Source organism: Pseudocitrobacter sp. 73 (genome assembly GCF_008369545.1).
Classification (GTDB): domain Bacteria; phylum Pseudomonadota; class Gammaproteobacteria; order Enterobacterales; family Enterobacteriaceae; genus Pseudocitrobacter; species Pseudocitrobacter vendiensis.
Window position 1 is genome coordinate 1 of record NZ_VTZO01000035.1, and the last position, 26,409, is coordinate 26,409.

At 54.0% G+C, this 26,409-nt stretch carries 31 protein-coding genes; 7 read left to right on the forward strand and 24 right to left on the reverse strand.

Annotated features, from left to right (window positions below):
- Window positions 1-37: 37 nt before the first annotated feature.
- The 3 genes from F0Q32_RS26250 to fklB form a co-directional block, all read right to left on the reverse strand.
- Entirely contained in the window at window positions 38-190 is a 153-nt protein-coding gene (locus F0Q32_RS26250; protein ID WP_188016907.1) for a Hok/Gef family protein, read from the reverse strand.
- Window positions 191-460: 270 nt separating this feature from the next.
- Window positions 461-1,867 carry a D-serine/D-alanine/glycine transporter gene (cycA, locus tag F0Q32_RS23935; protein WP_149464958.1) on the reverse strand — a complete coding sequence of 469 codons (1,407 nt, stop codon included), beginning with the start codon at window positions 1,865-1,867 and terminating at the stop codon, window positions 461-463.
- 312 nt (window positions 1,868-2,179) lie between these two features.
- Window positions 2,180-2,800 carry an FKBP-type peptidyl-prolyl cis-trans isomerase gene (gene fklB / locus F0Q32_RS23940; protein ID WP_188016908.1) on the reverse strand — a complete coding sequence of 207 codons (621 nt, stop codon included), beginning with the start codon at window positions 2,798-2,800 and terminating at the stop codon, window positions 2,180-2,182.
- Here fklB and F0Q32_RS26255 point away from each other — a divergent pair.
- Together F0Q32_RS26255 and F0Q32_RS23945 are read left to right on the forward strand one after the other, a co-directional pair.
- On the forward strand, window positions 2,793-3,053 hold the full coding sequence (locus F0Q32_RS26255) for a hypothetical protein (RefSeq protein ID WP_188016909.1): 261 nt from the start codon (window positions 2,793-2,795) through the stop codon (window positions 3,051-3,053). The two genes, fklB and F0Q32_RS26255, sit on opposite strands and share 8 nt — an antisense overlap.
- The gene (locus F0Q32_RS23945; RefSeq protein ID WP_149464960.1) at window positions 3,032-3,679 is read left to right on the forward strand and encodes a LysM-like peptidoglycan-binding domain-containing protein; all 648 of its coding nucleotides are present in this window, start codon (window positions 3,032-3,034) and stop codon (window positions 3,677-3,679) included. Before F0Q32_RS26255 ends, F0Q32_RS23945 begins: the two co-directional genes overlap by 22 nt.
- Window positions 3,680-3,714: 35 nt before the next feature.
- Here F0Q32_RS23945 and F0Q32_RS23950 read toward each other — a convergent pair whose 3' ends face one another.
- The 5 genes from F0Q32_RS23950 to rpsF form a co-directional block, all read right to left on the reverse strand.
- The gene (locus F0Q32_RS23950; protein WP_149464961.1) at window positions 3,715-4,647 is read right to left on the reverse strand and encodes a DMT family transporter; all 933 of its coding nucleotides are present in this window, start codon (window positions 4,645-4,647) and stop codon (window positions 3,715-3,717) included.
- A gap of 144 nt (window positions 4,648-4,791) precedes the next feature.
- Complete coding sequence (gene rplI, locus F0Q32_RS23955; RefSeq protein ID WP_015368607.1) at window positions 4,792-5,241, reverse strand: 50S ribosomal protein L9; 450 nt, start codon at window positions 5,239-5,241, stop codon at window positions 4,792-4,794.
- Between the two features lie 41 nt (window positions 5,242-5,282).
- The gene (gene rpsR / locus F0Q32_RS23960) at window positions 5,283-5,510 is read right to left on the reverse strand and encodes a 30S ribosomal protein S18 (protein ID WP_000135199.1); all 228 of its coding nucleotides are present in this window, start codon (window positions 5,508-5,510) and stop codon (window positions 5,283-5,285) included.
- Window positions 5,511-5,514: 4 nt separating this feature from the next.
- Window positions 5,515-5,829, reverse strand: a complete 315-nt coding sequence (gene priB / locus F0Q32_RS23965) for a primosomal replication protein N (RefSeq protein WP_015966189.1) — start codon at window positions 5,827-5,829, stop codon at window positions 5,515-5,517.
- Between the two features lie 6 nt (window positions 5,830-5,835).
- Window positions 5,836-6,231, reverse strand: a complete 396-nt coding sequence (gene rpsF / locus F0Q32_RS23970; protein WP_015966190.1) for a 30S ribosomal protein S6 — start codon at window positions 6,229-6,231, stop codon at window positions 5,836-5,838.
- Window positions 6,232-6,571: 340 nt separating this feature from the next.
- Here rpsF and yjfY point away from each other — a divergent pair, with 340 nt between their 5' ends.
- A complete protein-coding gene (yjfY, locus tag F0Q32_RS23975; protein WP_149464962.1) occupies window positions 6,572-6,847 on the forward strand; it encodes a DUF1471 family protein YjfY in 276 nt (91 codons plus the stop codon).
- Between the two features lie 81 nt (window positions 6,848-6,928).
- Here yjfY and ulaF read toward each other — a convergent pair whose 3' ends face one another.
- The 6 genes from ulaF to ulaA are packed head-to-tail and all read right to left on the reverse strand — an operon-like array spanning window position 6,929 to window position 11,335.
- Entirely contained in the window at window positions 6,929-7,615 is a 687-nt protein-coding gene (ulaF, locus tag F0Q32_RS23980) for an L-ribulose-5-phosphate 4-epimerase UlaF (RefSeq protein ID WP_001170804.1), read from the reverse strand.
- Window positions 7,615-8,469 (reverse strand): L-ribulose-5-phosphate 3-epimerase UlaE, encoded by an 855-nt coding sequence (gene ulaE, locus F0Q32_RS23985; protein WP_000949498.1) that lies wholly within the window; start codon window positions 8,467-8,469, stop codon window positions 7,615-7,617. The genes ulaF and ulaE overlap by 1 nt, the downstream gene beginning before the upstream one ends.
- A gap of 9 nt (window positions 8,470-8,478) precedes the next feature.
- Complete coding sequence (gene ulaD / locus F0Q32_RS23990) at window positions 8,479-9,129, reverse strand: 3-keto-L-gulonate-6-phosphate decarboxylase UlaD (RefSeq protein ID WP_000056740.1); 651 nt, start codon at window positions 9,127-9,129, stop codon at window positions 8,479-8,481.
- 13 nt (window positions 9,130-9,142) lie between these two features.
- The gene (gene ulaC / locus F0Q32_RS23995; protein ID WP_000776505.1) at window positions 9,143-9,607 is read right to left on the reverse strand and encodes a PTS ascorbate transporter subunit IIA; all 465 of its coding nucleotides are present in this window, start codon (window positions 9,605-9,607) and stop codon (window positions 9,143-9,145) included.
- Between the two features lie 9 nt (window positions 9,608-9,616).
- The gene (gene ulaB, locus F0Q32_RS24000; RefSeq protein ID WP_000218362.1) at window positions 9,617-9,922 is read right to left on the reverse strand and encodes a PTS ascorbate transporter subunit IIB; all 306 of its coding nucleotides are present in this window, start codon (window positions 9,920-9,922) and stop codon (window positions 9,617-9,619) included.
- 15 nt (window positions 9,923-9,937) lie between these two features.
- On the reverse strand, window positions 9,938-11,335 hold the full coding sequence (gene ulaA, locus F0Q32_RS24005) for a PTS ascorbate transporter subunit IIC (protein ID WP_130216711.1): 1,398 nt from the start codon (window positions 11,333-11,335) through the stop codon (window positions 9,938-9,940).
- Between the two features lie 362 nt (window positions 11,336-11,697).
- Here ulaA and ulaG point away from each other — a divergent pair, with 362 nt between their 5' ends.
- Entirely contained in the window at window positions 11,698-12,762 is a 1,065-nt protein-coding gene (ulaG, locus tag F0Q32_RS24010) for an L-ascorbate 6-phosphate lactonase (RefSeq protein WP_149464963.1), read from the forward strand.
- Window positions 12,763-12,866: 104 nt separating this feature from the next.
- A complete protein-coding gene (gene ulaR / locus F0Q32_RS24015) occupies window positions 12,867-13,622 on the forward strand; it encodes an HTH-type transcriptional regulator UlaR (RefSeq protein ID WP_149464964.1) in 756 nt (251 codons plus the stop codon).
- Here the strand turns inward: ulaR and yjfP are convergent.
- Window positions 13,619-14,347 carry an esterase gene (yjfP, locus tag F0Q32_RS24020; protein ID WP_149464965.1) on the reverse strand — a complete coding sequence of 243 codons (729 nt, stop codon included), beginning with the start codon at window positions 14,345-14,347 and terminating at the stop codon, window positions 13,619-13,621. The genes ulaR and yjfP overlap by 4 nt on opposite strands.
- Before the next feature lie 206 nt (window positions 14,348-14,553).
- Between yjfP and bsmA the strand changes: the two genes are divergently transcribed.
- Together bsmA and yjfN are read left to right on the forward strand one after the other, a co-directional pair.
- Entirely contained in the window at window positions 14,554-14,865 is a 312-nt protein-coding gene (gene bsmA, locus F0Q32_RS24025; RefSeq protein ID WP_149464966.1) for a biofilm peroxide resistance protein BsmA, read from the forward strand.
- A gap of 160 nt (window positions 14,866-15,025) precedes the next feature.
- Window positions 15,026-15,301, forward strand: coding sequence for a DUF1471 family protease activator YjfN (gene yjfN / locus F0Q32_RS24030; RefSeq protein WP_188016910.1), 276 nt, complete (start codon window positions 15,026-15,028; stop codon window positions 15,299-15,301).
- 63 nt (window positions 15,302-15,364) lie between these two features.
- Here yjfN and F0Q32_RS24035 read toward each other — a convergent pair whose 3' ends face one another.
- The 9 genes from F0Q32_RS24035 to hflX form a co-directional block, all read right to left on the reverse strand.
- Window positions 15,365-16,984, reverse strand: a complete 1,620-nt coding sequence (locus F0Q32_RS24035) for an isovaleryl-CoA dehydrogenase (protein ID WP_149464967.1) — start codon at window positions 16,982-16,984, stop codon at window positions 15,365-15,367.
- A gap of 118 nt (window positions 16,985-17,102) precedes the next feature.
- On the reverse strand, window positions 17,103-17,834 hold the full coding sequence (rlmB, locus tag F0Q32_RS24040; RefSeq protein WP_149464968.1) for a 23S rRNA (guanosine(2251)-2'-O)-methyltransferase RlmB: 732 nt from the start codon (window positions 17,832-17,834) through the stop codon (window positions 17,103-17,105).
- A 145-nt stretch (window positions 17,835-17,979) separates the two neighbouring features.
- Window positions 17,980-20,409 (reverse strand): ribonuclease R, encoded by a 2,430-nt coding sequence (gene rnr, locus F0Q32_RS24045; protein WP_149464969.1) that lies wholly within the window; start codon window positions 20,407-20,409, stop codon window positions 17,980-17,982.
- Between the two features lie 38 nt (window positions 20,410-20,447).
- Window positions 20,448-20,873, reverse strand: coding sequence for a nitric oxide-sensing transcriptional repressor NsrR (nsrR, locus tag F0Q32_RS24050; protein ID WP_149464970.1), 426 nt, complete (start codon window positions 20,871-20,873; stop codon window positions 20,448-20,450).
- 205 nt (window positions 20,874-21,078) lie between these two features.
- Entirely contained in the window at window positions 21,079-22,377 is a 1,299-nt protein-coding gene (gene purA / locus F0Q32_RS24055; RefSeq protein WP_015966208.1) for an adenylosuccinate synthase, read from the reverse strand.
- Between the two features lie 102 nt (window positions 22,378-22,479).
- Window positions 22,480-22,677 (reverse strand): DUF2065 domain-containing protein, encoded by a 198-nt coding sequence (locus tag F0Q32_RS24060; protein WP_015966209.1) that lies wholly within the window; start codon window positions 22,675-22,677, stop codon window positions 22,480-22,482.
- 77 nt (window positions 22,678-22,754) lie between these two features.
- Window positions 22,755-23,759: a protease modulator HflC gene (gene hflC / locus F0Q32_RS24065; protein ID WP_149464971.1), complete on the reverse strand. Its 1,005-nt coding sequence runs from the start codon at window positions 23,757-23,759 to the stop codon at window positions 22,755-22,757.
- A gap of 2 nt (window positions 23,760-23,761) precedes the next feature.
- Window positions 23,762-25,021, reverse strand: a complete 1,260-nt coding sequence (gene hflK / locus F0Q32_RS24070) for an FtsH protease activity modulator HflK (RefSeq protein ID WP_149464972.1) — start codon at window positions 25,019-25,021, stop codon at window positions 23,762-23,764.
- A gap of 93 nt (window positions 25,022-25,114) precedes the next feature.
- Entirely contained in the window at window positions 25,115-26,395 is a 1,281-nt protein-coding gene (gene hflX / locus F0Q32_RS24075; protein WP_149464973.1) for a ribosome rescue GTPase HflX, read from the reverse strand.
- Window positions 26,396-26,409: the final 14 nt, after the last annotated feature.

Consider the following 26,409-nt stretch of genomic DNA (forward strand, 5'->3'; position numbering starts at 1 on the left):
TAAGTTAGCGCTTATGGGATTGCTCCCCGCATAACGGCTATTTCTTCGTTTCGCAAGCGAGAACAGCCTTAAACTCAATACCGCGCTCCTTGACGCTCAATTCGCAGAGCGAATCTCCCATCATTAACGCCAATCCCAGCACCGTAAAACAGAGCACTATGATTGCCACAAGGGCGTATTTTGTCAGCATCGCGTTGCCTCCATGCGAAGAAGAGGCTACTATCCGATTGTTTGGGTCGGGTAGTCAGCCTCAGGTTGATAGTTAACATCTTCCTGGGGCCTCCTCTTTCCGACCTCCGCAGTAGCCTGAAGTCAGAAAGCCTCAGGCACCCGCCAGCAATCATACCCTTCACCGCGCAAAACACTGTTTATTTATACAGCTAATTTCATTTTTCGGAATACGTTTAGACAGGCATAAAAAAAGGTGCCGTTAAGCACCTTTTTGACATTTCTCATCCGCTTATTTGGCGATGGCTTTCTTTCTCAAGAACATCCAGCCCAGCCCCAGAATCACGAACCACAGCGGGGTGACGATCAGCGCCTGACGGGTATCGGTTTCCAGCGTCAGCAGGACGATAACGAACGCAAAGAACGCCATGCAGACCCAGCACATCACTTTACCCAGCGGCATCTTGTAGATCGATTTCTCGTGCAGATGCGGACGCTGTTTGCGGTACACCAGGTAAGAACACAGGATAATCGTCCACACGAACATAAACAGAATCGCGGAGACGGTGGTGATCATGGTAAACGCCGCGATCACGCTTGGGTTCACATACAGCAGCACCACGCCACCCAGCAGGCAGATACAGGAGAAGGTCAGCCCTTTCGCCGGTACCGCGCGTTTAGAGAGCTTGGCGAACGCTTTCGGTGCCACGCCGTCCTGCGCCAGGCCGAACAGCATACGGCTGGTTGAGAATACGCCGCTGTTCGCGGAAGACGCCGCTGACGTCAGCACCACAAAGTTGATAATGCTTGCCGCCGCAGGAAGGCCTACCAGCATAAACAGTTCGACGAACGGGCTCTTCTCAGGCACCACAGAACTCCACGGGGTGACCGACATGATGATGATCAGCGCGAAGACGTAGAACATGATGATACGAACAGGAATCGAGTTGATTGCACGCGGCAGGGATTTCTCCGGGTCTTTGGTTTCCGCTGCCGTCGTACCCACCAGCTCAATCCCCACGAAAGCGAAGACCGCTATCTGGAAGCCTGCAAAGAAGCCGCTAATGCCTTTCGGGAACCAGCCGCCGTCATTCCAGAGGTGCGCAAATGAGGCCTCGGTGCCGTTTGGTGCCTGGAAGTGCATCAGGATCATCACCAGGCCAACGACAATCAGCCCCACAATGGCGACGATTTTGATCATCGCAAACCAGAACTCCATCTCACCGAACATCTTCACGGTCGCGAGGTTCAGGCTCAGCAGCAGCACGACAACGGCGAGCGAAGCCACCCAGTCCGACAGCCCGGGGAACCAGAACTGCGCATAGGCGGTTATCGCCACAACGTCGGCCATGCCGGTGACCACCCAACAGAACCAGTAGGTCCAGCCGGTGAAATATCCCGCCCACGGGCCAAGCAGGTCGGCGGCGAAGTCGCTGAAAGATTTATATTCGAGGTTGGATAACAGCAGCTCGCCCATCGCACGCATCACGAAGAAGAGCATAAAGCCGATTATCATATAGACAAAAATAATCGACGGGCCGGCAAGGCTAATGGTTTTCCCGGAACCCATAAACAGCCCGGTACCAATTGCGCCACCAATGGCAATAAGCTGAATATGCCGGTTCGTGAGGTTTCGCCGCAGCGATTGTTCAGCCGGAGCCTGTTCTTCGTCGGCTGCGACTTTTATCTGATCTACCATGTAATTTTCTTCCTGTTGGTTCTGTCTGTGTTGTGCAGGCTCTTGTGGCCTTTATTTCATCTAATGAGACGATCCCATAAATAGGATGACTCGATATTAGGTAAGAATCGGCGGGATGAATACTATGATTTGAATATAATGTTAATTATATGTTGAAAGTGAGTGTTATATCACTCCAACTATGGGAATCACGTCACAAAAATACACGCAATAGATGTATTTGCAAGATAAAACTCCAGCAAATGTCTAACTTAAGAATTTACTACTCATTTTAAATATCCCCTCACCATAAGGAGAGGGGATGACGCGGGCTTACAGGATTTCCAGCAGCTCGACTTCAAATACCAGGGTACTGAACGGAGGAATAGATGCACCCGCACCACGTTCGCCATAAGCCAGCTCATGAGGAATTGTCAGTTCCCATTTAGAGCCAACCGGCATCAGGGTCAGCGCTTCGATCCAGCCTGCGATAACGCCGTTAACCGGGAATTCAGCCGGTTCGCCACGCGCAACGGAGCTGTCGAATACGGTGCCGTCGATCAGTTTACCGGTGTAGTGCACGCGAACATGGTCGGTGCGCGCCGGAATAGCGCCTTCACCCTGAGTCAGAACGCGGAATTGCAGACCGGATTCGGTGCTGTTTACGCCTTCTTTTTCACGGTTTTCTTCCAGGTATTTCACACCGTCTGCCGCCATCGCCGCAAAACGTTCTTTACGCACGGCATCAGCACGTTCGTGAATTTCACGCAGTGCACGGTGCACAGCTTCAACCGGCACAGCAGGCTGTTTGCCTTCCAGTGCGTCGGCGATGCCAGCTACCAGCGCTTCCGGCAGCAGGCCCTGCAAACCGGACTCGCTCAGTTGCTGTCCTACCTGCAGGCCGATACCGTAGCTTGCCTGTGCTTCGATGGTGTCAAAAGTCGGGGTGGCCATTGTCTTTCCTTTCTTCGGGTATAAAGTAGCGGGCAGCATAACAGTCATGCTCTTTACGGTAAACTTTGTGTCAGGAAAGATGACAAATCGCGGGGAAAAAGAAACAATGGGTTGTGAGAATAACCTTACCGATGCTTATGTTGCGAAAGCGCGCTTTGCCACGCCGTTCAGGCAGTTAGCCAGCTATACTCGTGACAAGGATAATAAAAGACGCGGAGCAGGAGGAAAACCATGCCCGGGCGATTTGAGTTAAAACCTACGCTGGTGAAGATTTGGCATGCGCCGGATAATCTTCGCATCATGGACCCGCTACCAACCATGCACCGTCGCGGCATTATTATTGCTGCACTGGCGGTGGTCATCGGCTTCCTGCTGCCGTCAAACGACGACACAACGTCCGACCCGGTAAGCCGCACTGCGCAGCTCGATGTGCAGTCACAATCACGCCCACAGCCCGATAACGCGCCAATGCAAACGCAACTGGTGACGCCAAGCAATGACCCCGGGCTGGTGGCGCCTGTTGAACCAGAGCCAATTCCGGAAGAACAACCGCAGGAGCAAGAGCAGGCGCAAAGCCAGCCGCAAACGCAGCCGTTCCAGGAAAATCAGGGCATCGACCAGCAGTGGCGCTCCTACCGCGTAGAACCCGGTAAAACACTGGCACAGCTGTTCCGCGACCATAATCTGCCGGCAACCGATGTCTATGCGATGGCACAGGTTGAAGGCGCGGGCAAGCCATTGAGCAACCTGCAAAACGGCCAAATGGTGCAAATTCGCCAGAATGCCAGTGGTGTCGTCACTGGGCTAACCATTGATACCGGAAATGGGCAGGTGCTGTTCACCCGCCAGCCGAACGGCAGTTTTATTCGCGCGCGGTAATGCTTTAGCCCGATGATGACATCATCGGGCTGACCTTACTTTTTGCTGACCTTATTTACCCACCAAATCCCCGAACACACCAGTACCAGCGCCACCGCGTATTTCACGTCGAGAATATTTTCACCGAGGAAGATAGCGGAGAGCACCGTTCCCGCGACCGGAATAACGAAGTTAAATGGCGCAATCATACTGACGCGGTTGTATTTGAGAATCACGCTCCACAGAGCGAAAGCGACGGATGAGAGGAAAATGAGGTAGGCGAGGATCGCCAGCGCCGTCGTGCTCTCGATGGCCAGATGCCCGCCCGTAAGATAGCCGCCCACCACCAGCGCGCCACCGCCGATCGCCAGTTGCCAGCCCGTCATGACCGTCGGGTCGACCGTTTGTGATATACGCTTGCCATACAACGTGGCTGCCGACAGGATAAAGGCGGCCAGTACGACAAAACCATCCCCCTGCCAGACAAAGCTGAAATCCGCCAGCGAGTGGTTGAAGTTCACCAGCATCACGCCGATAAAACCCAGCACGCAGCCGATGGTTTTGTTATAGCTCAGGCGGTCATTCTGATAGATAAAGTGCGCCAGCAGCACGCTGAAGAAGGTGCCTGTCGCATTCATGATGGACCCCTTCACGCCCGTCGTGAACGCCAGGCCGATGTAAAAGAAGGCGTACTGGATGGAGGTTTGCGTGAGGCCCAGCAGTGTGAGCTGACCGAACTGGCGACCGCTCAGACGCGCGATAGGTTTACGCTGCGCCAGCGCGAAAAGCAGCAACACCAGCCCGGCAAACAGAAACCGGTAGCCCGCAAAGACTATCTTCGACGGGATATCGTCAGTCGCGATGTGAAAGAGTTCATAACCGTTTTTGATGGCGGGGTAAGAGCTTCCCCACAGCAGGCAACAGAGTGTTGCACAGGCGTAAGCGACATGTTTACGCGCAAAGACAGGAGCCGGGCAGGCAGTTTCCATTCCATACACCAGAGTTAAAATAACGTTTCATTTATTATCATGGATTGTATGAGAAATAGCTACCATACCAGCATTAAAGCGGGTGCCATAAAAAGCAAAACGCCGGCACAGGGCCGGCGTCTTGTCGTGGTGATGAGTAATTAATTACTCAGCAACAACGTTTACAACCAGTTTAGCGAATACTTCGCTGTGAACCTGGAAGTCAACTTCATGCTCACCAGTGGTACGCAGAACGCCGTTCGGCAGACGAACTTCGCTCTTAGCAACAGCAACGCCAGCAGCAGAAACTGCATCAGCGATGTCGCGAGTACCGATGGAACCGAACAGTTTACCTTCGTCGCCAGATTTAGACGCGATAGTAACGGTGCCCAGTGCGTTGATTGCTTCAGCGCGTGCGTTAGCAGCAGCCAGAACGTCAGCCAGTTTAGCTTCCAGTTCAGCGCGACGTGCTTCGAAGAACTCAACGTTTTTCTTGGTAGCAGGAACAGCTTTACCCTGTGGTACCAGGAAGTTACGAGCATAGCCCGCTTTAACGTTAACCTGATCACCCAGGCTACCCAGGTTTGCTACTTTATCAAGCAGAATAACTTGCATTACCTTATCCTCTCAAAGTCGTATTAATGGACCGTGACCGATTACTGATGACGATCAGTGTACGGCAGCAGGGACAGGTAGCGAGCGCGTTTGATAGCGCGAGCCAGCTGACGCTGGTATTTTGCACGGGTACCGGTGATACGGCTTGGGACAATCTTACCGCTTTCGGTGATGTAGTTTTTCAGCGTAGCGATATCTTTATAGTCGATCTCTTGAACGCCTTCCGCGGTGAAACGGCAGAACTTGCGACGACGGAAATAACGTGCCATATGGCTAGTCTCCAGAATCTATCAATTCAATCTGCTCGGCATGCAGAACCATTTTTGTCAGGCCATTCTTTGCTTTGTGGCAAGAGATAAAACCCTGAACAGTTACTGCGCTACCGACCGTTATACTGTGAGTAATGGCCTGGTTTTCGTGTCCGCTAATAATAACGGGCATTTGGCACCACGCCTGCCGGTGAAAGCCGGCTTCCTCTTGCACAGAACGATGCTCAAGCACGAACTGGCAGTGAGGAATTCCTGATGGACTGACCTTTCGAAGGGGAGCCCTGCACACGGTGCCGGACAGCGCCAGACGGTTGGTCATCAGAAATTACTCTTCAGAATCCCCAGCTTCAGCATCATCTGCGGTTTCGTTTGCGAAATCATCGCGACGTTCACGACGCTCGTCTTTCGCTTTAACCATCGGAGATGCTTCGGTAACAGCGTGTTTAGTACGCATAACCATGCTGCGGATAACGGCATCGTTGAAGCGGAAGTTAGTTTCCAGCTCATCGATCGCTTCCTGCGGAGCTTCAACGTTCAGCAGAACGTAGTGAGCTTTGTGCAGTTTGTTGATCGGATAAGCCAGCTGACGGCGGCCCCAGTCTTCCAGACGGTGGATCGTACCTTCTGCTGCAGTGATTGCACCAGTGTAGCGCTCGATCATGCCCGGAACCTGTTCGCTCTGGTCAGGATGGACCATAAAAACGATTTCGTAATGACGCATCGAATTGCTCCTTACGGATTATTCAGCCTCCTGTCTGGGTCAGCCGCGGCCCATGGAGGCAAGGAACGTGTTAAAGGGCGGCTGAAAAATTGACGCGTCATAATACTGGTATGCCCCGTGAAACTCAAGGTGATTGCACAAATAATTCGCACAAAGCGTAAAGCAGGTCTAAGGCGATGATTTAGAATCAAACAGCATGAGATGCGCTGCTTTTTTGAACAACCCCATCAAAAATGGTCACGATTTGCCCTAAGAGAAATGATTACACTTTACTCAGAGAACAACCGTATTGAGAGGAGCGAAGTTACCGTAACGTCAGTGCTGAAGTGGAGCGTACAGGATGAAAAACATTACCATTGCCATTCTCGCGGCGCTGTTTCTAAGTGCAAACGTCTCCGCCGCCATCAAAATCGACGCCCATCAGGCTCGCAATATGGACGATGTGCAGAGCTTAGGGGTCATTTATATTAACCATAATCTCGCGACGGTCAGCGAGGCTGAGCTGGCGCTGAATAAAGAGAGCGATGCTCAGGGCGCGAAATACTTCCGCCCGATATTAATGCATGAGCCGGGGAGTAATGGCGTGATACATGCAAGTGCTGATATTTATCGTTAAGCATCATAACGATGCAGTAGAGAAAGGCCCCGTCGCCTGACCGATGACATCCCTGAGGAGATTCGGCAACGGGGCGCTTAGTTACTTCTGCCCGTAATAAGCGTTGGGACCGTGCTTCCGCATGAAATGTTTATTCATGAGATAGCTGTCGATGTGATTCAGTTGTGGGTTAATGCCGCGGGCTATCCACGCCATTTTCGCCACTTCTTCCATCACCACCGCGTTATGCACCGCATCGTGAGCATCTTTCCCCCAGGCGAATGGCCCGTGCTGATACACCACAATTCCCGGCGTATGCAGCGGCTCGGCGTCACCCAGCGTTTCGATAATCACTTTGCCAGTGTTTAGCTCGTATTCCCCCTGCACTTCTTCTTCGCTTAACCCGCGCGTACAGGGGATATCGCCAAAGAAGTAGTCAGCGTGCGTAGTGCCTAATGCCGGAATAGCCAGCCCCGCCTGCGCCCATGCGGTGGCATGCGTGGAATGGGTATGGACAATGCCGCCAAGCGACGGATAACGGCGGTAGAGCTCAAGATGCGTCGCGGTGTCGGAAGACGGACGATACTCCCCTTCCACCACCTTGCCGCTCATATCAACCACCACCATATCGTCTGCTTTCATGGTTTCGTAGGCAACGCCGCTGGGCTTGATCACCACCAGCCCGCGTTCGCGGTCAATGGCGCTGACGTTGCCCCAGGTAAAGGTCACCAGCCCGTAGCGCGGCAGATCCATATTGGCTTCAAATACCTGCTGTTTTAGCTTTTGCATTATGCCGCCTCCACCATGCCGGCTTTGGCCATGCGCGCTTTCACCCAATCACGCGCTTTCGCCACTTCTGCCGCCGGGTCTTCCGCCGTTTCGCTCCACATCTCAATCAGGTACGGCCCGCAATAACCACTCTGTTTGAGCGTTTCGAAGCAACGTTCGAAATCCACTACGCCTTCGCCAAACGGGACGTTTTTGAAGACGCCTGGTTTGGTGTCTTTCACATGCACCGCGACGATATGCCCGATTCCGGCCTGCAATTCCATCTGCACGTCGTTGTCCCACGCCGACAAGTTGCCGATATCCGGGTAGAGCTGGAACCACGGGTTGTTAAGATAGTGCGCGTAACCCAGCGCCTTGCTGATGGAGTTCATCAACGGGTAATCCATGATCTCCATTGCCAGCGTCACCTGCGCGCGGCTCGCCATCTCAACGCTCTCTTTCAGGCCGTCACGGAAACGACGACGCGTTTCGTTATTGGCTTCCTGATAGTAAACGTCGTAGCCCGCCAGTTGGATCACGCGAATACCGACATCCTGGGCGAACTGGATAGCTTTGCGCATAATCTCCAGCCCCTGCGCCCGCACTGCGTCATCTTCGCTGCCCAGCGGGAAACGACGATGAGCAGAAAGGCACATGGATGGTACGCGCACGCCGGTTTCAACAATCGCGTTCACCAGCGCCAGACGCTGCTCGCGGCTCCAGTCAAGGCGCGAGAGGCGATCGTCCGTTTCATCTACCGACATCTCGACAAAATCGAAGCCTAACGTTTTTGCCAGTTGCAGCCGTTCCAGCCAGCACTCCCCGGCGGGGAGCGCTTTTTCGTAGATGCCAAGCGGGATTTGTTTGGACAACATATCCGCTCCTTAGCCCCACAGTTCGGCGATGGAACGTTTGAACTGACGCGCGGCTTCAACCGGAGAGGCGGCATCACGGATACTACGCCCAGCGATAAACACATGAATCGGAATGCCTTTGAACAGCGGCAGGTCTTCCAGCGCCAGGCCACCGGTGACGGTGACTTTGAAGCCCATATCGGAAAGACGTTTGATCGCGGTGATATCCGCTTCGCCCCACGCCACGCCTGCGGCCTGCGCGTCACGGCTGCGGTGATAAACCACCTGCTGGATACCTGCGTCGCGCCACTGCTGCGCCTGTTCCCAGGTCCAGTAACCGGTCAGTTCGATCTGCACGTCGCCATTAAACTCTTTTGCCACGTCCAGCGCGCCTTTGGCGGTGTTGATATCTGCACAGCAAATTACGGTCACCCAGTCAGCGTTGGCTTCAAAGCACATACGAGAAAGGATTTTGCCCGCATCGGCGATTTTGGCGTCTGCCAGCACGATTTTGTGCGGATAAAGCGCTTTCAGATCGCGAACCGCACGCACGCCTTCGCCCACGCACAGAATGGTGCCCACTTCGATAATGTCGACTTCTTCGGCAATCAGGCGAGTAGTTTCGTAGGCGCTAGCCATAGTCTGGTTGTCCAGCGCGACTTGCAACATCGGTAATGACATCTTTAATTCCTTCTTAAGCTGCCGCGTTGGTGCGGTCAATAAGATCCAGGACTTCCTGCTCGGTACGGCAGGCGCGTAAACGGTCGAAATTCTCTTCATCTTCAAACAGGTTGACGATCTGCATGATGCCCACTTCCTGATGCGTGTTGGCATCGACCGCCGCCATGGTGATGAGGATATCCACCGGGTCGTTATCTTCGTGGTTGAACTCCAGCGGCTTTTTCAGCGTCACCAGCGCAAAACCGGTTTTCTTAACGCCCTCTTCCGGGCGACCATGCGGCATTGCCAGGCCCGGTGCGAGCACAAAGTACGGGCCGTGTTGTTCAACCGCATCCAGAATCGCCTGGTAGTAACGCGGCTCTACCACATCTGCCGCCACCAGCAGGTCAACGCCGATTTTCACTGCGTCCTGCCATGTCTCAGCTTCAGCCTGCAGACGGATAGATTTATTCTCCGCCAGCGAATCACGTAATTTCATAGCGCGCCCTTACTTCACGTCCTGCGGGAAATGTTCTTTGATCACTTCCAGCAGTTTCGGGCCAAAGTCAGCAGGAGAGAGCATGTTGCGCACGCCAACGACATATTTGTTGCCGGTCACGGTGATTTCACCCGCGATGTGGGTAGAAGCGATGATGATATCCGCGCCGCTCAACTCGCTTTTGTATTCGCCAACCGCGCAGCTGTTTACCGTGTGGTCGATGTTCGACTGGGTTAAAAACTGGTCCACTTTCATTTTCATGATCATGGAACTGCCTTGTCCGTTACCACACACAGCCAGAATACGTACGGTCATAATTAAAACTCCTTATTAAGCAGACTGTTCTGCCAGTTGTTTTTCTGCATCTTCTTCTGCGCGCAGCGCGCGGCCAGCGAAGAACATATAAGCCAGTGCAATGACAATGATGACGGCCATAAAGGCGATGCCGATGGAGAAGAAGCCCTGCATCATCGGCGGTGCCAGAATCGACCAGTCCGCCATGCCCATCCAGGCGCTCATACCGGTGAGTTTCACCGCCCAGACGCAACCAAAGATTTCAATCATCCCCATCACCAGACAAATCTTCAGCGCCGCGCGCCAGCCACCGAAGTGGTTAGCAAACACGCCGATAGTGGCGTTAGAGAAGAACATCGGGATAAAGCCAGGGATAATCAGAATGGAAGAGCCGCAGGCGACCAGGATGCCAACTGCAATCAGTTGACCGATGGTGCCCCACATAAAGCCCCAAACCACAGCGTTCGGCGCGAAGCTATAGATGGCCGCACAGTCAATCGCCAGAACCGCACCGGGGATCAGGCGCTGGGAGATACCGTTAAACGCTTCAGATAGTTCCGCCACAAACATGCGCACGCCCTGAGTGATGATGAAGATCGCCACCGCAAAGGAGAAACCGGTTTGCAGGATGTACACCGTCCAGTTCACTTTACCTGCCATCGCCTGCACGGTGTCGATACCGAAGGAGAGCAAAATGGCACCAAAGAAGATGGTCATGACAATCGCCGTGGAGACGATGTTGTCGTGGAAAATGTTCAGCCAGCCTGGCAGTTTGAGGTCTTCAACGCTCTCCTCTTTTTTGCCGAGGAACGGCGCAACTTTATAAGCAATCCATGATGCAAACTGCTGCTGGTGACCGATGGAGAAACCACAGCCGTCCGTCACTTCCTGAGTCGGCTTATACATCATGTTGGAGGTAATACCCCAGTAGAGCGAAACCAGAATCGCGGTGCAGATAATGGTGGTCCACATGGAGTAACCGAAAATAAACAACGTAACGGCAATCAGCCCCGCCTGCTGGAACATGATATGCCCCGTCAGCATGATGGTACGAATACCGGTAATGCGACGCAGCAGCACGTAACAGATGTTCAGCGCCAGAGCCAGCAACACCGCGTACCCCACCCAGCTATAGGCATCGCCCATGCGCTCAATGGTCGCCATCATCGAAGCGTAAGTATCTGAAATCGCCCCGTTGATGCCATAAACTTCCGACATTTTCGCCACCACCGGTTTGAAGGTGCTGGTCAGGATGCCGGACCCGGCCTGCAGCAGCATAAAACCGATAATCGTTTTGATGGTGCCTTTGATAATCACGCTGACGCTTTTACGCAGCAGGATGTAACCCAGGCAAGTCACAATACCCAGCAACAGCGGGGCATTGGTCATTACCTGATTAAAAAAGACGGTAAAGATGTTGTAGAGGATATCCATAACGCTCTCCGGGATTGAAGGCGCAGCGGTCAGCGTGCGTCTGTCTGTTTTGTACGCTCACTCTAATAATCAAAAGTAATCACAACAAGATTTAATTTGATTAAATGTGACTTGCGCCGCAATAATAACCACCATCAAAACATGGAGAAAAATGATTCTGATTATCGATAAGATAATTTCTTTAAAATCATGAAAATACCCATAAAACACTTTGATTCAAACCGTTACAAAAAACACAAAGGGACGTCGTCTCCTGCACATCTTGTGATCAAAGCCCGTTGCATTCTTGAAAAAACAGCGTCATTATCAATCATAACAAATCACTTAATGACGTATTTTGAGAACACAGAGAGGGATAAATCATGAGTAAAGTAGAAACCATCACGCGTGAATCCTGGATCCTGAGCACCTTCCCGGAATGGGGCAGTTGGCTGAATGAAGAAATCGAGCAGGAGAAAGTCGCACCGGGAACATTTGCGATGTGGTGGCTGGGATGTACCGGTATCTGGTTGAAATCTGAGGGTAACACCAATATCTGCGTCGATTTCTGGTGCGGGACTGGCAAGCAGAGCCACGGCAACCCGCTTATGAAGCAAGGTCACCAGATGCAGCGCATGGCAGGCGTGAAAAAACTGCAGCCTAACCTGCGCACCACCCCATTTGTTCTTGATCCGTTTGCCATTCGTCAGATCGACGCCGTACTCGCCACCCATGATCATAACGATCACATCGACGTCAACGTCGCCGCCGCGGTTATGCAAAACTGCGCTGATGATGTCCCGTTTATTGGGCCGAAAACCTGCGTGGATTTATGGATCGGCTGGGGTGTGCCGAAAGACCGCTGCATCGTGGTTAAACCGGGCGACGTGGTGAAAGTAAAAGATATCGAAATTCATGCGCTTGATGCATTCGACCGCACGGCGTTAATCACCCTGCCAGCCGATCAAAAAGCGGCGGGCGTACTGCCTGACGGCATGGACGAGCGCGCGGTGAACTATCTGTTCAAAACGCCGGGCGGCACCCTGTATCACAGTGGCGATTCCCACTACTCTAACTACTATGCGAAGCACGGTAACGAGCATCAGATCGACGTGGCATTAGGTTCATACGGTGAAAACCCACGTGGTATCACCGACAAAATGACCAGCGCTGATATCCTGCGTATGGCAGAAGCGCTGAATACGAAAGTGGTGATCCCGTTCCACCATGATATCTGGTCAAACTTCCAGGCCGATCCGCAAGAGATCCGCGTGCTGTGGGAGATGAAAAAAGATCGTCTGAAGTATGGCTTTAAGCCGTTTATCTGGCAGGTTGGCGGCAAATTCACCTGGCCGCTGGATAAAGACAATTTTGAGTACCATTATCCGCGTGGTTTCGACGATTGCTTCACCATTGAACCGGATCTGCCTTTCAAATCATTCCTGTAATCCACTGCCTTGCCGGATAGATCCTATCCGGCTCTTTCCTGACATAGTATTTTCACGACATTTCAAATATCATCTTTGCTCATCATTTTTTATCGGATTAGCTCATGACGGAAGCGCAAAGGCATCAAATTTTACTCGAACTGCTGGCGCAGACAGGCTTTGTCACCGTAGAACAGGTGATGACCCGACTGGGGATTTCACCGGCCACCGCCCGCCGGGACATCAACAAGCTTGATGAAAGCGGCAAACTGAAAAAAGTGCGCAACGGTGCCGAAGCTATCAATCAACCGCGCCCGCGCTGGTCACCGATGAATATTCATCAGGCGCAGAATCACGATGAGAAAGTGCGTATCGCCAGAGCCGCATCCCAGCTGGTGATGCCCGGTGAAAGCGTGGTCATTAACTGCGGGTCAACCGCTTTTCTGCTGGGGCAGGAAATCTGCGGAAAACCGGTGCAAATCATCACTAACTATTTGCCGCTGGCGAACTATCTGATTGAGCAGGAACATGACAGCGTGATCATCATGGGCGGGCAATACAACCGCAGCCATGCGATTACGCTCAGCCCTCAGGGCAGCGAAAACAGCCTTTACGCAGGCCACTGGATGTTCACCAGCGGTAAGGGTCTTACCGCCGAAGGGTTGTATAAAACCGACATGCTCACCGCGATGGCCGAGCAAAAGATGCTCAATGTTGTCGGTAAACTCGCCGTGCTGGTCGATAGCAGCAAAATCGGCGAGCGAGCAGGCATGCTGTTCAGCCGCGCCGATGAAATCGATATGGTTATCACCGGCAAGCAGGCTGACCCGGATATCCTCAAAGCGCTGGAAGCACAAGGCGTGCAGGTGCTGCGCGTTTAGAGATGGCGCGTAAAGAAATCCACGGTGCGGGTTAAGGCTTCTGGTGTAATGCGATGACGCACGCCAGCTTGCCAGACACAGGTCAAATTAGCGTCCAGTTGGTCGCGCTTCAACGCCTGCTGCAGTCGAAATGTTTCATCAGGCGGCACCACATCGTCAGCATCACCGTGCCAAAGCAGCAGTGGCCTGTCTGCGACACGGGCGAGTTGCTGGCTGACATCCCACTCGGCCAGCAGCGGCGCAAGGCCAGCACGCTGCGCTTTCGCGGGTGGGAATAGCGTTGTGGACAGCGAACTGAAATAGCCCGACCCCATCAGGCTGGCCACGCATTTAAGCTCAGGATGATGCGTCATGATCCCCAGTGCCGTCATTCCGCCCATCGAGGCCCCTGCCACCGCAAGACGCCCCTCGCTCACCAGTCGCTCACGGTATAGCGCTTCCTGCAATGCCGGAAACTCATGAAAGTTTTGCAGTAGAATCTGCCAGAAGTGCTGTAACCGTTGCTGCTCGTCACCGTTAAAGCGCGTTCCGTGTTCGGCCGCGCTCGGCATCACCACGCGAAAACCGGCCTGCGCCAGCGCGACAGCAAAATAGCTGTAAACCATGTTTGAGGAGGTAAATCCATGATAAAACACGATGCATGGCAGCGGTTGTTCGGCGCAGCCTTTCGGGAACGCATGCAGGATTTCATTCCCCGCGAGCATGCGCATTTCCAGTTCAATCATCGGTTGCCTCCTTCCGGCATACTGAATATCAGGCAAAGCAGTGGGGCTTTAGCAGATGATCCTTTGTCTGATTTTTAACATTGAGAACCCAGTTGCACTTTCGTGAGATTTTCATTCGAAAATAGCGCTTGAGATAACAAATCGGGAACATTCCCCTAATGGGAATTTCCTTATACCACTACACTGTGAATATCAGGAAACGGGATATGGTTATGCGTCGCTTTACTCCTCTGTTACTGGCGTTACTGTTGAGCAGTTGCAGCATTCTGGAAGGTACGCCTACGGCCCCTCCAGCGGCAACGGATACTCCACAAGAGATTCGTCGTAACCAGACGGAAGGTTTGCAGCGGATGGGCACCATCAGCGTCATGATATATGGCTCGCCAATGGATGTCGAAGCCGCGCTGAAAGCCAAAGCGACTGCGGCCAAAGCGGATTACTACGTCATCATAATGATTGATGACAGCACGGTGGTTCCGGGGCAGTGGTATTCGCAGGCCATCCTTTACCGTAAATAATGAACAACATTGTTGAATCATATTTACGCAGGTTTGTACCTTATTCACGTTTCCCTGATGCAATATGGCGTCACCAATAATTCATTCGAAGGAGCGAATGAAAGAATGCCCTGACGTCTGCTATGGACTGCCCAATTGGGTTTTGTATATGGAGCTGACGATGAAACGATCTCTTACCTTATCTACCCTGCTCTTCTCTGGCGGCGCAAATACAACTGCGGCACAGTCTGCAGAGTTTGCCAGCGCGGATTGTGTTACCGGCCTCAACGAAATCGGGCTGATTTCCGTGAACAATATTTCCGGTAGCCAGCAAGATGTCGAAGATGCCATCGCCCAGAAAGCGGATGAACAAGGTGCTTCCTGGTATCGCATTGTTCAGATGTACGAAGAGCAGCAACCGGACAACTGGCGAGCACAGGCGATTATCTATGCCTGAGACAATAAAACGCGTGGAAGAGTAACCGGCAGAAAGCCGCTCTTCCACGACGTCGCCTTTTCCTCACACGCCTCCTGTCGCCCTCAGCAGTACATCACTGATAACCTGTTCGTTAAGCAACACGCCGCCGCGCGTATCCAGCATCATTCGACACCAGGCCTGCGCCATCGGTGGTGACGCATATTTCAGCATCTGCGCGCCCGTACCCAATAAATAGATTTGCATCGCAATTTCGCGCCCCTGTGCTTCCGACGGCTTGCGTAAACGCTGTTGCAACTGCCGCCACTGGCGATCGTAGTGGCGATCCTGGCCTTTCACGTCGCCGCACATCTCCGCCAGCAGTTCCAGCGCATCCGGCTGCTTTATCAGCACGCGCAGCACATCCAGGCACATGATATTCCCGGAGCCTTCCCAGATACTGTTCACCGGCATTTCGCGATAGAGACGCGGCAGTTCGCTCTCCTCGCAATATCCGGAACCGCCCAGCACTTCCATCGCCTCGGCGACAAACGGCATACCCGCCTTGCAGATGGCTAATTTCGCCGCTGGTGTAAACAGCCGCGCCCAAAGGCGCTCAGCCTCATGTGACTGCCGTCCCCATGCGCCAGCAAGGCGAAACAGAAACGCCGTTTGTCCTTCAAGCTGTAATGCCATTCGCCCCAGCACCTGGCGCATCAGCGGTAAATCGACCAGATTCTTGCCAAACGCCTGACGCTGGAAGGCATGATAAAGCGCCACCGACAGCGCCCGACGCATCATGCTGTGGCTGCCCATTGCGCAATCAAAACGTGTCAGGCCACCCATGCGTAGAATTTGCCGCACGCCCTCGCCCTCTTCGCCCAGCAGCCAGCCGATAGCGTCCTGAAATTCAACCTCACTGCTGGCGTTAGAACAGTTACCGAGCTTATCTTTCAGGCGTTCGATACGAATGGCATTGCGCTGCCCGTCGGGCAACAGACGCGGTACGAAGAAACAGGAAAGCCCGCCAGTGGCCTGCGCCAGCACCAGATGCGCATCGCTTTGCGGCACTGAGAAAAACCATTTGTGTCCCACCAGCCGATAGCTGCCGTCCGCCAGACGCTCCGCACGCGTGGTATTGCTTAACACATCCGAACCACCCTGCTTTTCTGTCATTCCCATACCAATCAGCAACCCGCGTTTTTGCCCGCCGGGCAACAAATGCGGATCGTAGCGATCGCTCAGAAGCGGCGTAAGCCACGCTTTAAACTCGCCTGGTAGCGCCTGTTGCAGCAAGGGAGTGGCAGCAAACGTCATGGTAATCGGGCACAGCGTTCCGGCTTCCACCTGCGCATGCAGCATAAAACGCGCGGCGCGGGCAACGAACGAGCCCGCTCGTGCATCCTCTTCCCACGGCAGGTTGTGTACCCGGTTGGCGCACAGCCCCTGCATCAGCAGATGCCACGCGGGATGAAAACGAACGTCGTCCAGACGCGTGCCGGTGGCGTCGTAGCGCAGAAGCTCAGGGGGATTGGTGTTGGCGAGCCGCCCAAGCTCCAGCGATTCGGCGGTACCCAGTTGCTGACCAATACTGGCCAGCAGATCGCTGTCCCAGCCTGCGCCTTCGCGGACCAGCGCCTCGCGCAATGCGCCATCGGACAAAAACAGATTGCTGTTATTTAACGGGCCAGGCTGATTAAAAACGGTGTGCGTTTGCCAGGACATGTGTCTCCCTCCGTCAAGTGGCAGTGCCTTAAGTATGGACAGAGGTAAGGATTTGGCGCCGGATGGCGGTCACAAAAAAGCCATCCCGTGGGATGGCTTGATTTCAATGCATGATGCATTAACCGCGCTGGCGTACCGCTTCAAACAGGCAGATGCCCGTTGCGACGGAAACGTTCAGTGAGGAGACGCTGCCCGCCATTGGAATACTGATCAGCTCATCGCAGTGCTCACGGGTCAAACGGCGCATACCTTCGCCTTCTGCGCCCATCACCAGCGCCATACGGCCGGTCATTTTGCTCTGATAGAGGGTGTGATCCGCTTCGCCAGCGGTACCGACGATCCAGATGTTTTCTTCCTGCAGCAGACGCATGGTGCGCGCCAGGTTGGTCACGCGGATCAGCGGTACGTTTTCCGCCGCACCACAGGCCACTTTCTTCGCGGTCGCGTTAAGCTGTGCAGAGCGGTCGCGCGGAACAATCACCGCATGCACGCCCGCCGCATCGGCGCTACGCAGGCAGGCACCGAGGTTGTGCGGATCGGTGACGCCATCGAGGATCAACAGGAACGGGTTTTCCAGCGAAGCGATCAGATCCGGCAGATCGTTTTCCTGATACTGACGGTCCGGCTTCACGCGCGCAATAATGCCCTGATGCACGGCACCTTCGCTTTTCTCATCCAGATACTGGCGGTTGGCCAACTGGATAACCACGCCCTGCGCTTCCAGCGCGTGGATCAGCGGCAACAAACGTTTATCTTCGCGGCCTTTTAAAATAAAGACTTCCTGAAAACGTTCAGGAGCGCGCTCCAGCAGGGCCTGGACTGCGTGGATACCGTAAATCATTTCACTCATTGATGGACTCGTTGTTAACTTTGTTATCAGGTCACCCTCACCCCGCCCTCTCCCTGAGGGAGAGGGGGAAAACCGGCGCCGGACCAAACATCGGCTCGATCGGTTCCCTCTCCCTTTGGGAGAGGGTTAGGGTGAGGGGCGAATTTTACTCCGCCACTTTCTTCTTCGCTGCGCGTTTTGCTTTCGTCGCAGCGGCGATTTTTTGCGTTTTCGCCGATGGCTTCTTCGCTTTTTTCGCGGCTTTAGGTTTCTGCTTTTTCTCACCGCGGAATGCGCTGTCCGGCTCAAAATTCACTTTCTTGCCAACCTGACGACGGCGACTGCCGTTTTTATTCGCCGGGCCTTTCTTCGCTTTTTCGCGTTCAGTTTTGCCGACATTACGCGGCGCGCGTTCGCTGGAAATCAGCGAGAAGTCAATCTTGCGCTCGTCCATATTTACCGCTTCCACGCGAACTTCTACGCGGTCGCCCAGACGATAGGTCTGCCCGCCGGATTCACCAATCAAACGCTGACCAATCTGGTCAAAACGATAGTAATCGTTATCCAGCGATGAAACGTGGACCAGGCCATCGATAAACAGCTCATCAAGACGGACAAAGAAGCCGAAGCCGGTCACGCTGGCAATCACGCCTTTGAAGACGTTACCCACCTGATCCTGCATGAAGTCACACTTAAGCCAATCCGCGACGTCACGTGTGGCTTCATCAGCGCGGCGTTCGGCCATAGAACAGTGCTGACCGAGTTGCAGCATCTCTTCCATCGAGTAGTGATAGCCACCGGTCTCCGTGGTGTTGCCTTTATGGCCCTGCTCTTTCGCCAGCAGATACTTAATGGCGCGGTGCAGCGACAGATCAGGATAACGACGGATCGGCGAGGTAAAGTGCGCGTACGACTGCAACGCCAGGCCGAAGTGACCCCGGTTTTCCGGGTCGTAAATCGCCTGCTTCATCGAACGCAGCAACATGGTTTGCAGCATTTCGGCGTCAGGACGGTCAGCGACGGATTCCAGCAGCTCGGCGTAATCGCGCGGCTCCGGCTTATTACCGCCAGGCAGTTCCAGACCCAGCTCCGACAGAACCGAACGGAATGCGGTAATCGCTTCCGTCGTTGGCTTATCGTGAATACGGAACAGCGCCGGTTCTTTCGCTTTCTCAACGAAACGCGCCGCCGAGATGTTCGCCAGAATCATGCACTCTTCAATCAGTTTGTGCGCATCATTACGCTGCGTCTGCTCAATGCGTTCGATACGACGTTCTGCGTTGAAGATAAACTTCGCTTCTTCGCTTTCGAACGAGATACCGCCGCGTTCAGCACGTGCCTGGTCCAGCACTTTATAGAGGTTATGCAGCTCTTCGATGTGCTTAACCAGCGGCGCATACTGCTCACGCAAATCCTGATCGCCCTGCAGCATATGCCACACTTTGGTGTAGGTCAGACGCGCGTGCGAGCTCATCACCGCTTCATAGAATTTATAACCCGTTAAGCGGCCTTTGGATGAGACGGTCATTTCGCAGACCATACACAGGCGGTCAACCTGCGGATTCAGCGAACACAGGCCGTTAGAGAGCACTTCCGGCAGCATCGGTACAACCTGCGACGGGAAGTAAACGGACGTACCACGGTTGCGCGCCTCTTTGTCCAGCGGGGTTGGAGGACGAACGTAATAGCTTACGTCGGCAATCGCCACCCACAGACGCCAGCCGCCACCGCGTTTTTTCTCGCAGTAAACCGCATCGTCAAAGTCACGGGCGTCTTCACCGTCGATAGTCACCAGCGGTAAATCACGCAGGTCAACACGGCCAATTTTCGCTTCTTCCGGCACCTGCTCTTTCAGCCCGGCAACCTGCGCTTCTACCGCTGGCGGCCAAACGTAAGGGATTTCATGCGTACGCAGCGCCATGTCAACGGCCATGCCGGTGCCCATGTTATCGCCGAGCACTTCGACAATTTTACCAATCGCCTTGGTGCGGCGGGTTGGGCGCTGGGTCAGTTCAACCACCACCACAAAGCCCATACGCGCGCCCATCACCGCCTCTGGCGGGATGAGAATATCAAAGCTCAGGCGACTGTCGTCGGGCACAACAAAACCGACGCCCGCATCGGTGAAGTAGCGGCCAACGATTTGCCCGGTTCTCGGCTCCAGCACGCGCACAATACGCGCTTCGCGACGGCCCTTACGGTCCGCGCCCAGCGGTTGCGCCAGCACCTGGTCGCCATGCATGCAGACTTTCATCTGCTCGCTGGAGAGATACAGGTCGTCTTTACGCCCCTCTACGCGCAGGAAGCCATAGCCATCACGATGACCGATAACCATGCCTTTCAGCAGGTCGAGGCGCTCCGGCAGCGCATAGCACTGGCGGCGGGTAAAGACGAGTTGCCCATCACGCTCCATGGCGCGCAGGCGACGGCGAAGCGCTTCTATCTGCTCTTCGCCTTCAATGTTCAGTTCAACCGCCAGCTCTTCACGATTGGCAGGTTTTTCACGTTTTGTTAAATGATCGAGGATAAATTCCCGGCTCGGGATAGGATTGGCGTATTTTTCAGCTTCGCGGTCCAGGAAAGGGTCTTGTGACATATCGGTTCCTCCGTTGTCATCTTTGGCAGAGATTTTCGTCACTCCACCATCAATAATTTATAAAGCGGTTGATTCTCTTCAACCAAATCGGCCAGTGTGTAGTTATCCAGTTCCTTGAGAAAACTTTGCACGGCTTGAGAAAGTGCCTGTTTCAATCGACAGGCTGGTGTGATGTGGCAGAACTCACTGCTGCAATTCACCAGCGAGAGAGGTTCCAGTTCGCGGACAACGTCGCCTACGCGAATCGTCTCCGCCGGCTTGCCCAGCCGGATCCCGCCATTTTTCCCCCGCACTGCCGTCACGTAGCCCGCGCGGCTTAGCTGGTTGATGATTTTCACCATATGGTTACGTGACACGCCGTAGACCTCTGTCACTTCAGAGATACTGGTCATCTTGCCATCTGGCAACGACGCCATGTAGATAAGCGCACGTAATCCATAATCGGTAAAGCTTGTTAACTGCACATCAACCTCAGGGGAACAGGAACTCGGGAAGAATAATTTCGAATATTTATATTGATGATAAACCAGCCACCAGCCAGGTCGCTAATTTTTTCGGTGCGGGAAGGAAAAAAGCGCGGATCTTGCAAGATATTAAGCCGGATACAGCGCAATGTGCATTATCCGGCCTACAGGCCCGGTGACTCTCGTTACCGGGCATTTCCATTCATTATGCGTCGAACGGGTCGCGCAGAATCATGGTTTCGGTACGGTCCGGGCCGGTAGAGATAATATCAATCGGCACACCGGTCACTTCTTCGATACGCTTGATGTAGTTCAGCGCTGCCTGTGGCAGGCCGCTACGCTCTTTCACGCCGAAAGTGGATTCAGACCAGCCAGGCATGGTTTCGTAAATCGGTTCGATACCTTCCCAGTCGTCTGCTGCCAGCGGAGTGGTGGTAACTTCACGACCATCCGGCATACGGTAAGCCACGCAGAGTTTAACCTCTTTCAGGCCGTCCAGTACGTCCAGTTTGGTCAGGCAGAAGCCAGACAGGGAGTTGATCTGCACCGCGCGGCGAACCGCAACGGTATCCAGCCAACCGGTACGACGGCGACGACCGGTGGTTGCACCGTATTCGTTACCCTGTTTGCACAGGAATTCGCCTGTGTCATCAAACAGCTCAGTCGGGAACGGACCCGCACCCACGCGAGTGGAGTAAGCTTTGATGATACCCAGTACGTAGTCAACATAACGCGGGCCCAGGCCGGAGCCGGTCGCCACGCCACCCGCAGTGGTGTTGGAAGATGTTACGTACGGATAGGTACCGTGGTCGATATCCAGCAGCGTACCCTGCGCGCCTTCGAACATGACGAAATCGCCACGTTTGCGCGCCTGGTCCAGCAGGTCAGACACATCAACAACCATACCGGTCAGGATGTCGGCAACCGCCATGACATCGTCCAGCACTTTCTGGTAGTCAACTGCGTCGACTTTGTAGTAATTCACCAACTGGAAGTTGTGATATTCCATCACTTCTTTCAGTTTTTCAGCGAAGGTTTCTTTGTCGAACAGATCGCCAACACGCAGACCGCGACGCGCGACTTTATCTTCATAAGCCGGGCCGATACCACGACCGGTAGTACCGATCGCTTTCGCGCCACGCGCTTTCTCACGTGCGTTATCCAGCGCAACGTGATAGTCGAGGATCAGCGGGCATGCTTCAGAGAGCAGCAGACGTTCACGAACCGGGATACCACGGTCTTCCAGTTCTTTCATCTCTTTCATCAGCGCAGCAGGAGACAGCACTACGCCGTTACCGATGATGCTGGTGACGTTTTCGCGAAGAATACCTGATGGAATAAGATGGAGGACGGTTTTTTCACCGTTGATTACGAGAGTATGGCCTGCGTTGTGACCGCCCTGGTAGCGTACCACATATTTAGCCCGTTCAGTCAGGAGATCGACGATCTTCCCTTTACCTTCGTCACCCCATTGGGTGCCCAGTACGACGACGTTGTTACCCATTTTTCAAAATCACCGTTTGCTTAAAAATGGATTCTACCATCGCTTTTTCAGATATACAGCACTTTTTATATTCGAAATCATGCTGAAATGGCCGTTTTTTGTTCAGCTAATCGTTTTCGTCAACATGTAGTAGATCACAATGCCCGCAACCACAAGACCGCCGCCAAATCGGCGCAACATCGTATCGGGTAATTGGGTCATCGTAGCGATCATTTTGCGCCAGGCCTTCGGATAAAGCATCGGGCCAAGCCCTTCCAGCACCAAAACTAACGCCAGCGCGAGCCAGATTGTGGAGTTCATTTTTCGTCCTTATAAAAGAAAACCACCGGCATCCGAAGATGCGGTGGTTTTTAAGCACTAACGCTGTGAGCGGGCGATTAACGCGCCGTTGCGTTCGGCGTTTTCATGTAGCGGAAGAAATCGCTGTCCGGGCTCAGAACCATTACGTCCTGATTGCTCTGGAAGCTGCTTTCATAGGCACGCAGGCTACGGATAAAGGCATAGAAGTCTGGATCCTGACTGAATGCGTCAGCAAACAGTTTAGCCGCTTCGGCATCGCCTTCACCGCGCAGGATACGGCCCTGACGCTCAGCTTCCGCCAGCGTTTTGGTGACTTCATAGTCAGCCGCCGCGCGCAGCTTTTCAGCCTCTTCCTGACCTTGTGAACGGTGGCGACGGGCAACCGCTTCACGCTCAGCACGCATACGGTTGTAAATCGCTTCGGACACTTCGGTCGGCAGGTTGATCTGCTTGATACGCACGTCGACCACTTCAATACCTAACGCCGCCATACTGTTCGGGTTGATGACCGGCACTTTCCCGTTGGTTTCAGCGGTGACGCGCTCAGCGGCTTCGGCAATCGCGTTATCCGCGGCTGGCGTTTCCACTTCGTCTTCGGTACCCGCAGAACCGGAGTTCAGCGCATCACGCACTTCCAGGGTCAGACGACCACGGGAATCGGTGACGATGTCTTTCACATCCAGACGACCAATTTCAGAACGCAGGCGGTCAGAGAACTTACGTTTCAGCAGCACTTCTGCCTGAGAAACGTCACCACCGCCTGTTGCCAGGAAGTAGCGGCTGAAATCGCTGATGCGCCATTTGATATAGGAGTCAACGATCAGGTCTTTTTTCTCTTTGGTCACAAAGCGATCGGCCTGGTTGTCCATGGTCTGAATACGTGCATCCAGCATTTTAACCGACTGAATGAACGGGACTTTAAAGTGCAGGCCCGGCTCATAAATCAACGGTTTTTTGTCGCCGTCACGCACGACGCTGCTGAACTGGAACTTGATCCCACGCTCACCTTCTTTAACCACAAAGATAGAGGTGTACAGCACTACCAGCACGATGATGATAATCGCGATAACTGACTTACGCATCGTTATTCCCCCTGACGCTGGTAGTCGTTACGCTGCGCGTTAGCGCGGCGTTGGTCCATAATGTCGCCCTGACTGGTGGACGATGAGTTCCTCGCTCCGCTGTTGCTGGAGGAAGACGCCGGCGGCAGACGCAGCAGGTTGTTGGCCCCGCTGTTATCGTTCTTTGCACCGGAAGTGTTCCCGCCTTTCAGCATCTGGTCGAGCGGCAGAACCATCAGGTTGCCACCTTTATTATCGTTAACCAGCACTTTACGCGTATGGCTCAGGACTTTTTCCATGGTCTCGATGTAGAGACGCTCACGGGTGATCTGCGGTGCAGCTTTATACTCCGGCAGGATCTTAGCAAAGCGAGCCACTTCACCCTGTGCTTCCAGAACGGTTTGCGTCTTATAGGCGCGCGCCTCTTCCAGAATACGTTGCGCCTGACCGTTTGCACGCGGCTGAACTTCGTTGGTGTACGCTTCCGCTTCACGAATGTATTGCTGCTCGTTTTCACGTGCGGCAATCGCATCATCGAAGGAAGACTTCACTTCTTCCGGCGGACGAGCAGCCTGGAAGTTGACGTCCAGCAGGGTGATACCCATGTTGTACGGACGAATGGTTTCTTCCAGCTCGCGCTGGGTATCGCTACGAATAACGGTACGACCTTCCGTCAAAATGCGGTCCATGGTGTATTTACCGATGACACCACGCAGGGCGCTGTCGGTCGCCTGACGCAGACTGTCGTCGGCGCTGGTGACGCTAAACAGATAGCGCTGCGGATCGGTCACGCGGTACTGCACGTTCATCTCAACGCGCACCACGTTTTCGTCAGAGGTCAGCATCACGCCGGAAGCGGCCAGTTCACGCACGGCCTCCACGTTCACCGGCGTCACTTCGTCGATAAACGTCGGCTTCCAGTTCAGGCCCGGCTCAACCAGATGGCTGAACTTACCAAAGCGCGTAACCACGCCACGTTCGGCTTCTTTAATGGTATAGAATCCGCTGGCTGCCCAGATAATGACGACGGCTGCCGCTGCGATACCGACGATGCGACCACCCATTGGCGCACGAGGCCCCTGGGTTGTACCGCCGCCAGAACCACTCTTACCGCCGCCGAGGCCACCAAGCTTTTTGCTCAGTTTGCGGAAGATATCATCCAGATCGGGCGGCCCCTGTTCGCGACCACCTTTGTTTCCATTTCCCTCAGAGTTGCCGCCAGGTTTGCTGCTTCCCCACGGGTCGCGGTCTTGTCCGTTATTACCGGGCTGATTCCACGCCATGTATGTGCTCCATATTTGTTATGCGGTGATCCCCAATGTCTTGCGACGGCAGGGGACAGGCGAAATGACTCCATGCTCCAGGCAAGCTGCCGGCTAGACCACGTAATCGGTCAACGCCGGTTCTTGTTTACAGAGGCGACGCCAGTCAACAATCGGCATACGAACTTGCAGACTGACACTGCCGTCTTCCTCCATCCACTCTTTTTCTATCGCCTGAAGCTGATAAAACCGGCTTCTTAAACGCCCTTCCTCAGGTGGTAGACGCAGAGTATGCTGCGCGACTTCCCCGGAAAGCCGTTCGGTTAAAGCCTGGAAAAGCAGTGGCACACCCAACCCGGTCTGCGCGGAAAGCCAGACCCGGACAGGTTTGTTTTCTTCATCACGATCGATGCGCGGTTCGAAATCGTCCAACACGTCGATTTTGTTCATGACCAACAGCGTCGGGATCTCAAGCGAGTCGATCTCCTCCAGCACTGTATTTACGGCCTCTATATTTTCCTGCACGCGAACATCCGCTGCATCAATAACATGCAGCAGCAGCGTCGCCTGACGGGTTTCCTGCAATGTTGCTTTGAACGCCGCCACCAGGTCATGCGGCAGGTGGCGAATAAAGCCTACCGTGTCCGCCAGCACTGTCTCGCCAACGTCAGCGACATCAATACGGCGCAGCGTTGGGTCCAGCGTCGCAAACAGTTGGTCTGCCGCGTAAACCTTCGCTTCGGTTATCTGGTTAAACAGCGTCGATTTCCCGGCGTTGGTGTAACCCACCAGCGATACCGTCGGGACATCAGCTTTCGTACGGGAACGACGTCCCTGCTCACGCTGCTTTTCTACTTTCTCAAGCCGCGAGAGGATTTGCATAATTCGGTTACGCAGTAAACGACGGTCAGTTTCGAGCTGGGTTTCACCCGGGCCACGCAAACCAATCCCGCCTTTCTGCCGTTCAAGGTGGGTCCAGCCACGCACCAGGCGCGTCGCCAGATGGCGCAACTGCGCCAGCTCAACCTGCAGCTTACCCTCATGGGTGCGCGCACGCTGGGCGAAAATATCTAAAATCAGACCGGTACGGTCGATCACCCTGCATTCACACAGCTGTTCCAGGTTACGTTCCTGGGCTGGGCTTAATGCATGGTCAAAGAGTACGACAGAAGCGCCTGTCGCTTTTACGGCTTCCGCAATTTCGACAGCCTTACCTTCACCAACAAAATACTTTGGGTGCGGTGCTTTACGGCTACCAGTAATCACCTGCATTGCTTCGACACCGGCGGAAGAGACCAGAGATTCAAACTCCTGGAGGTCTTCCATATCTTTGTCTTGCGAAAAATAGATGTGTACCAGCACCGCCTGCTCACCGGCATCATAACGGTCAAACAAGCGTAAATCCTCAT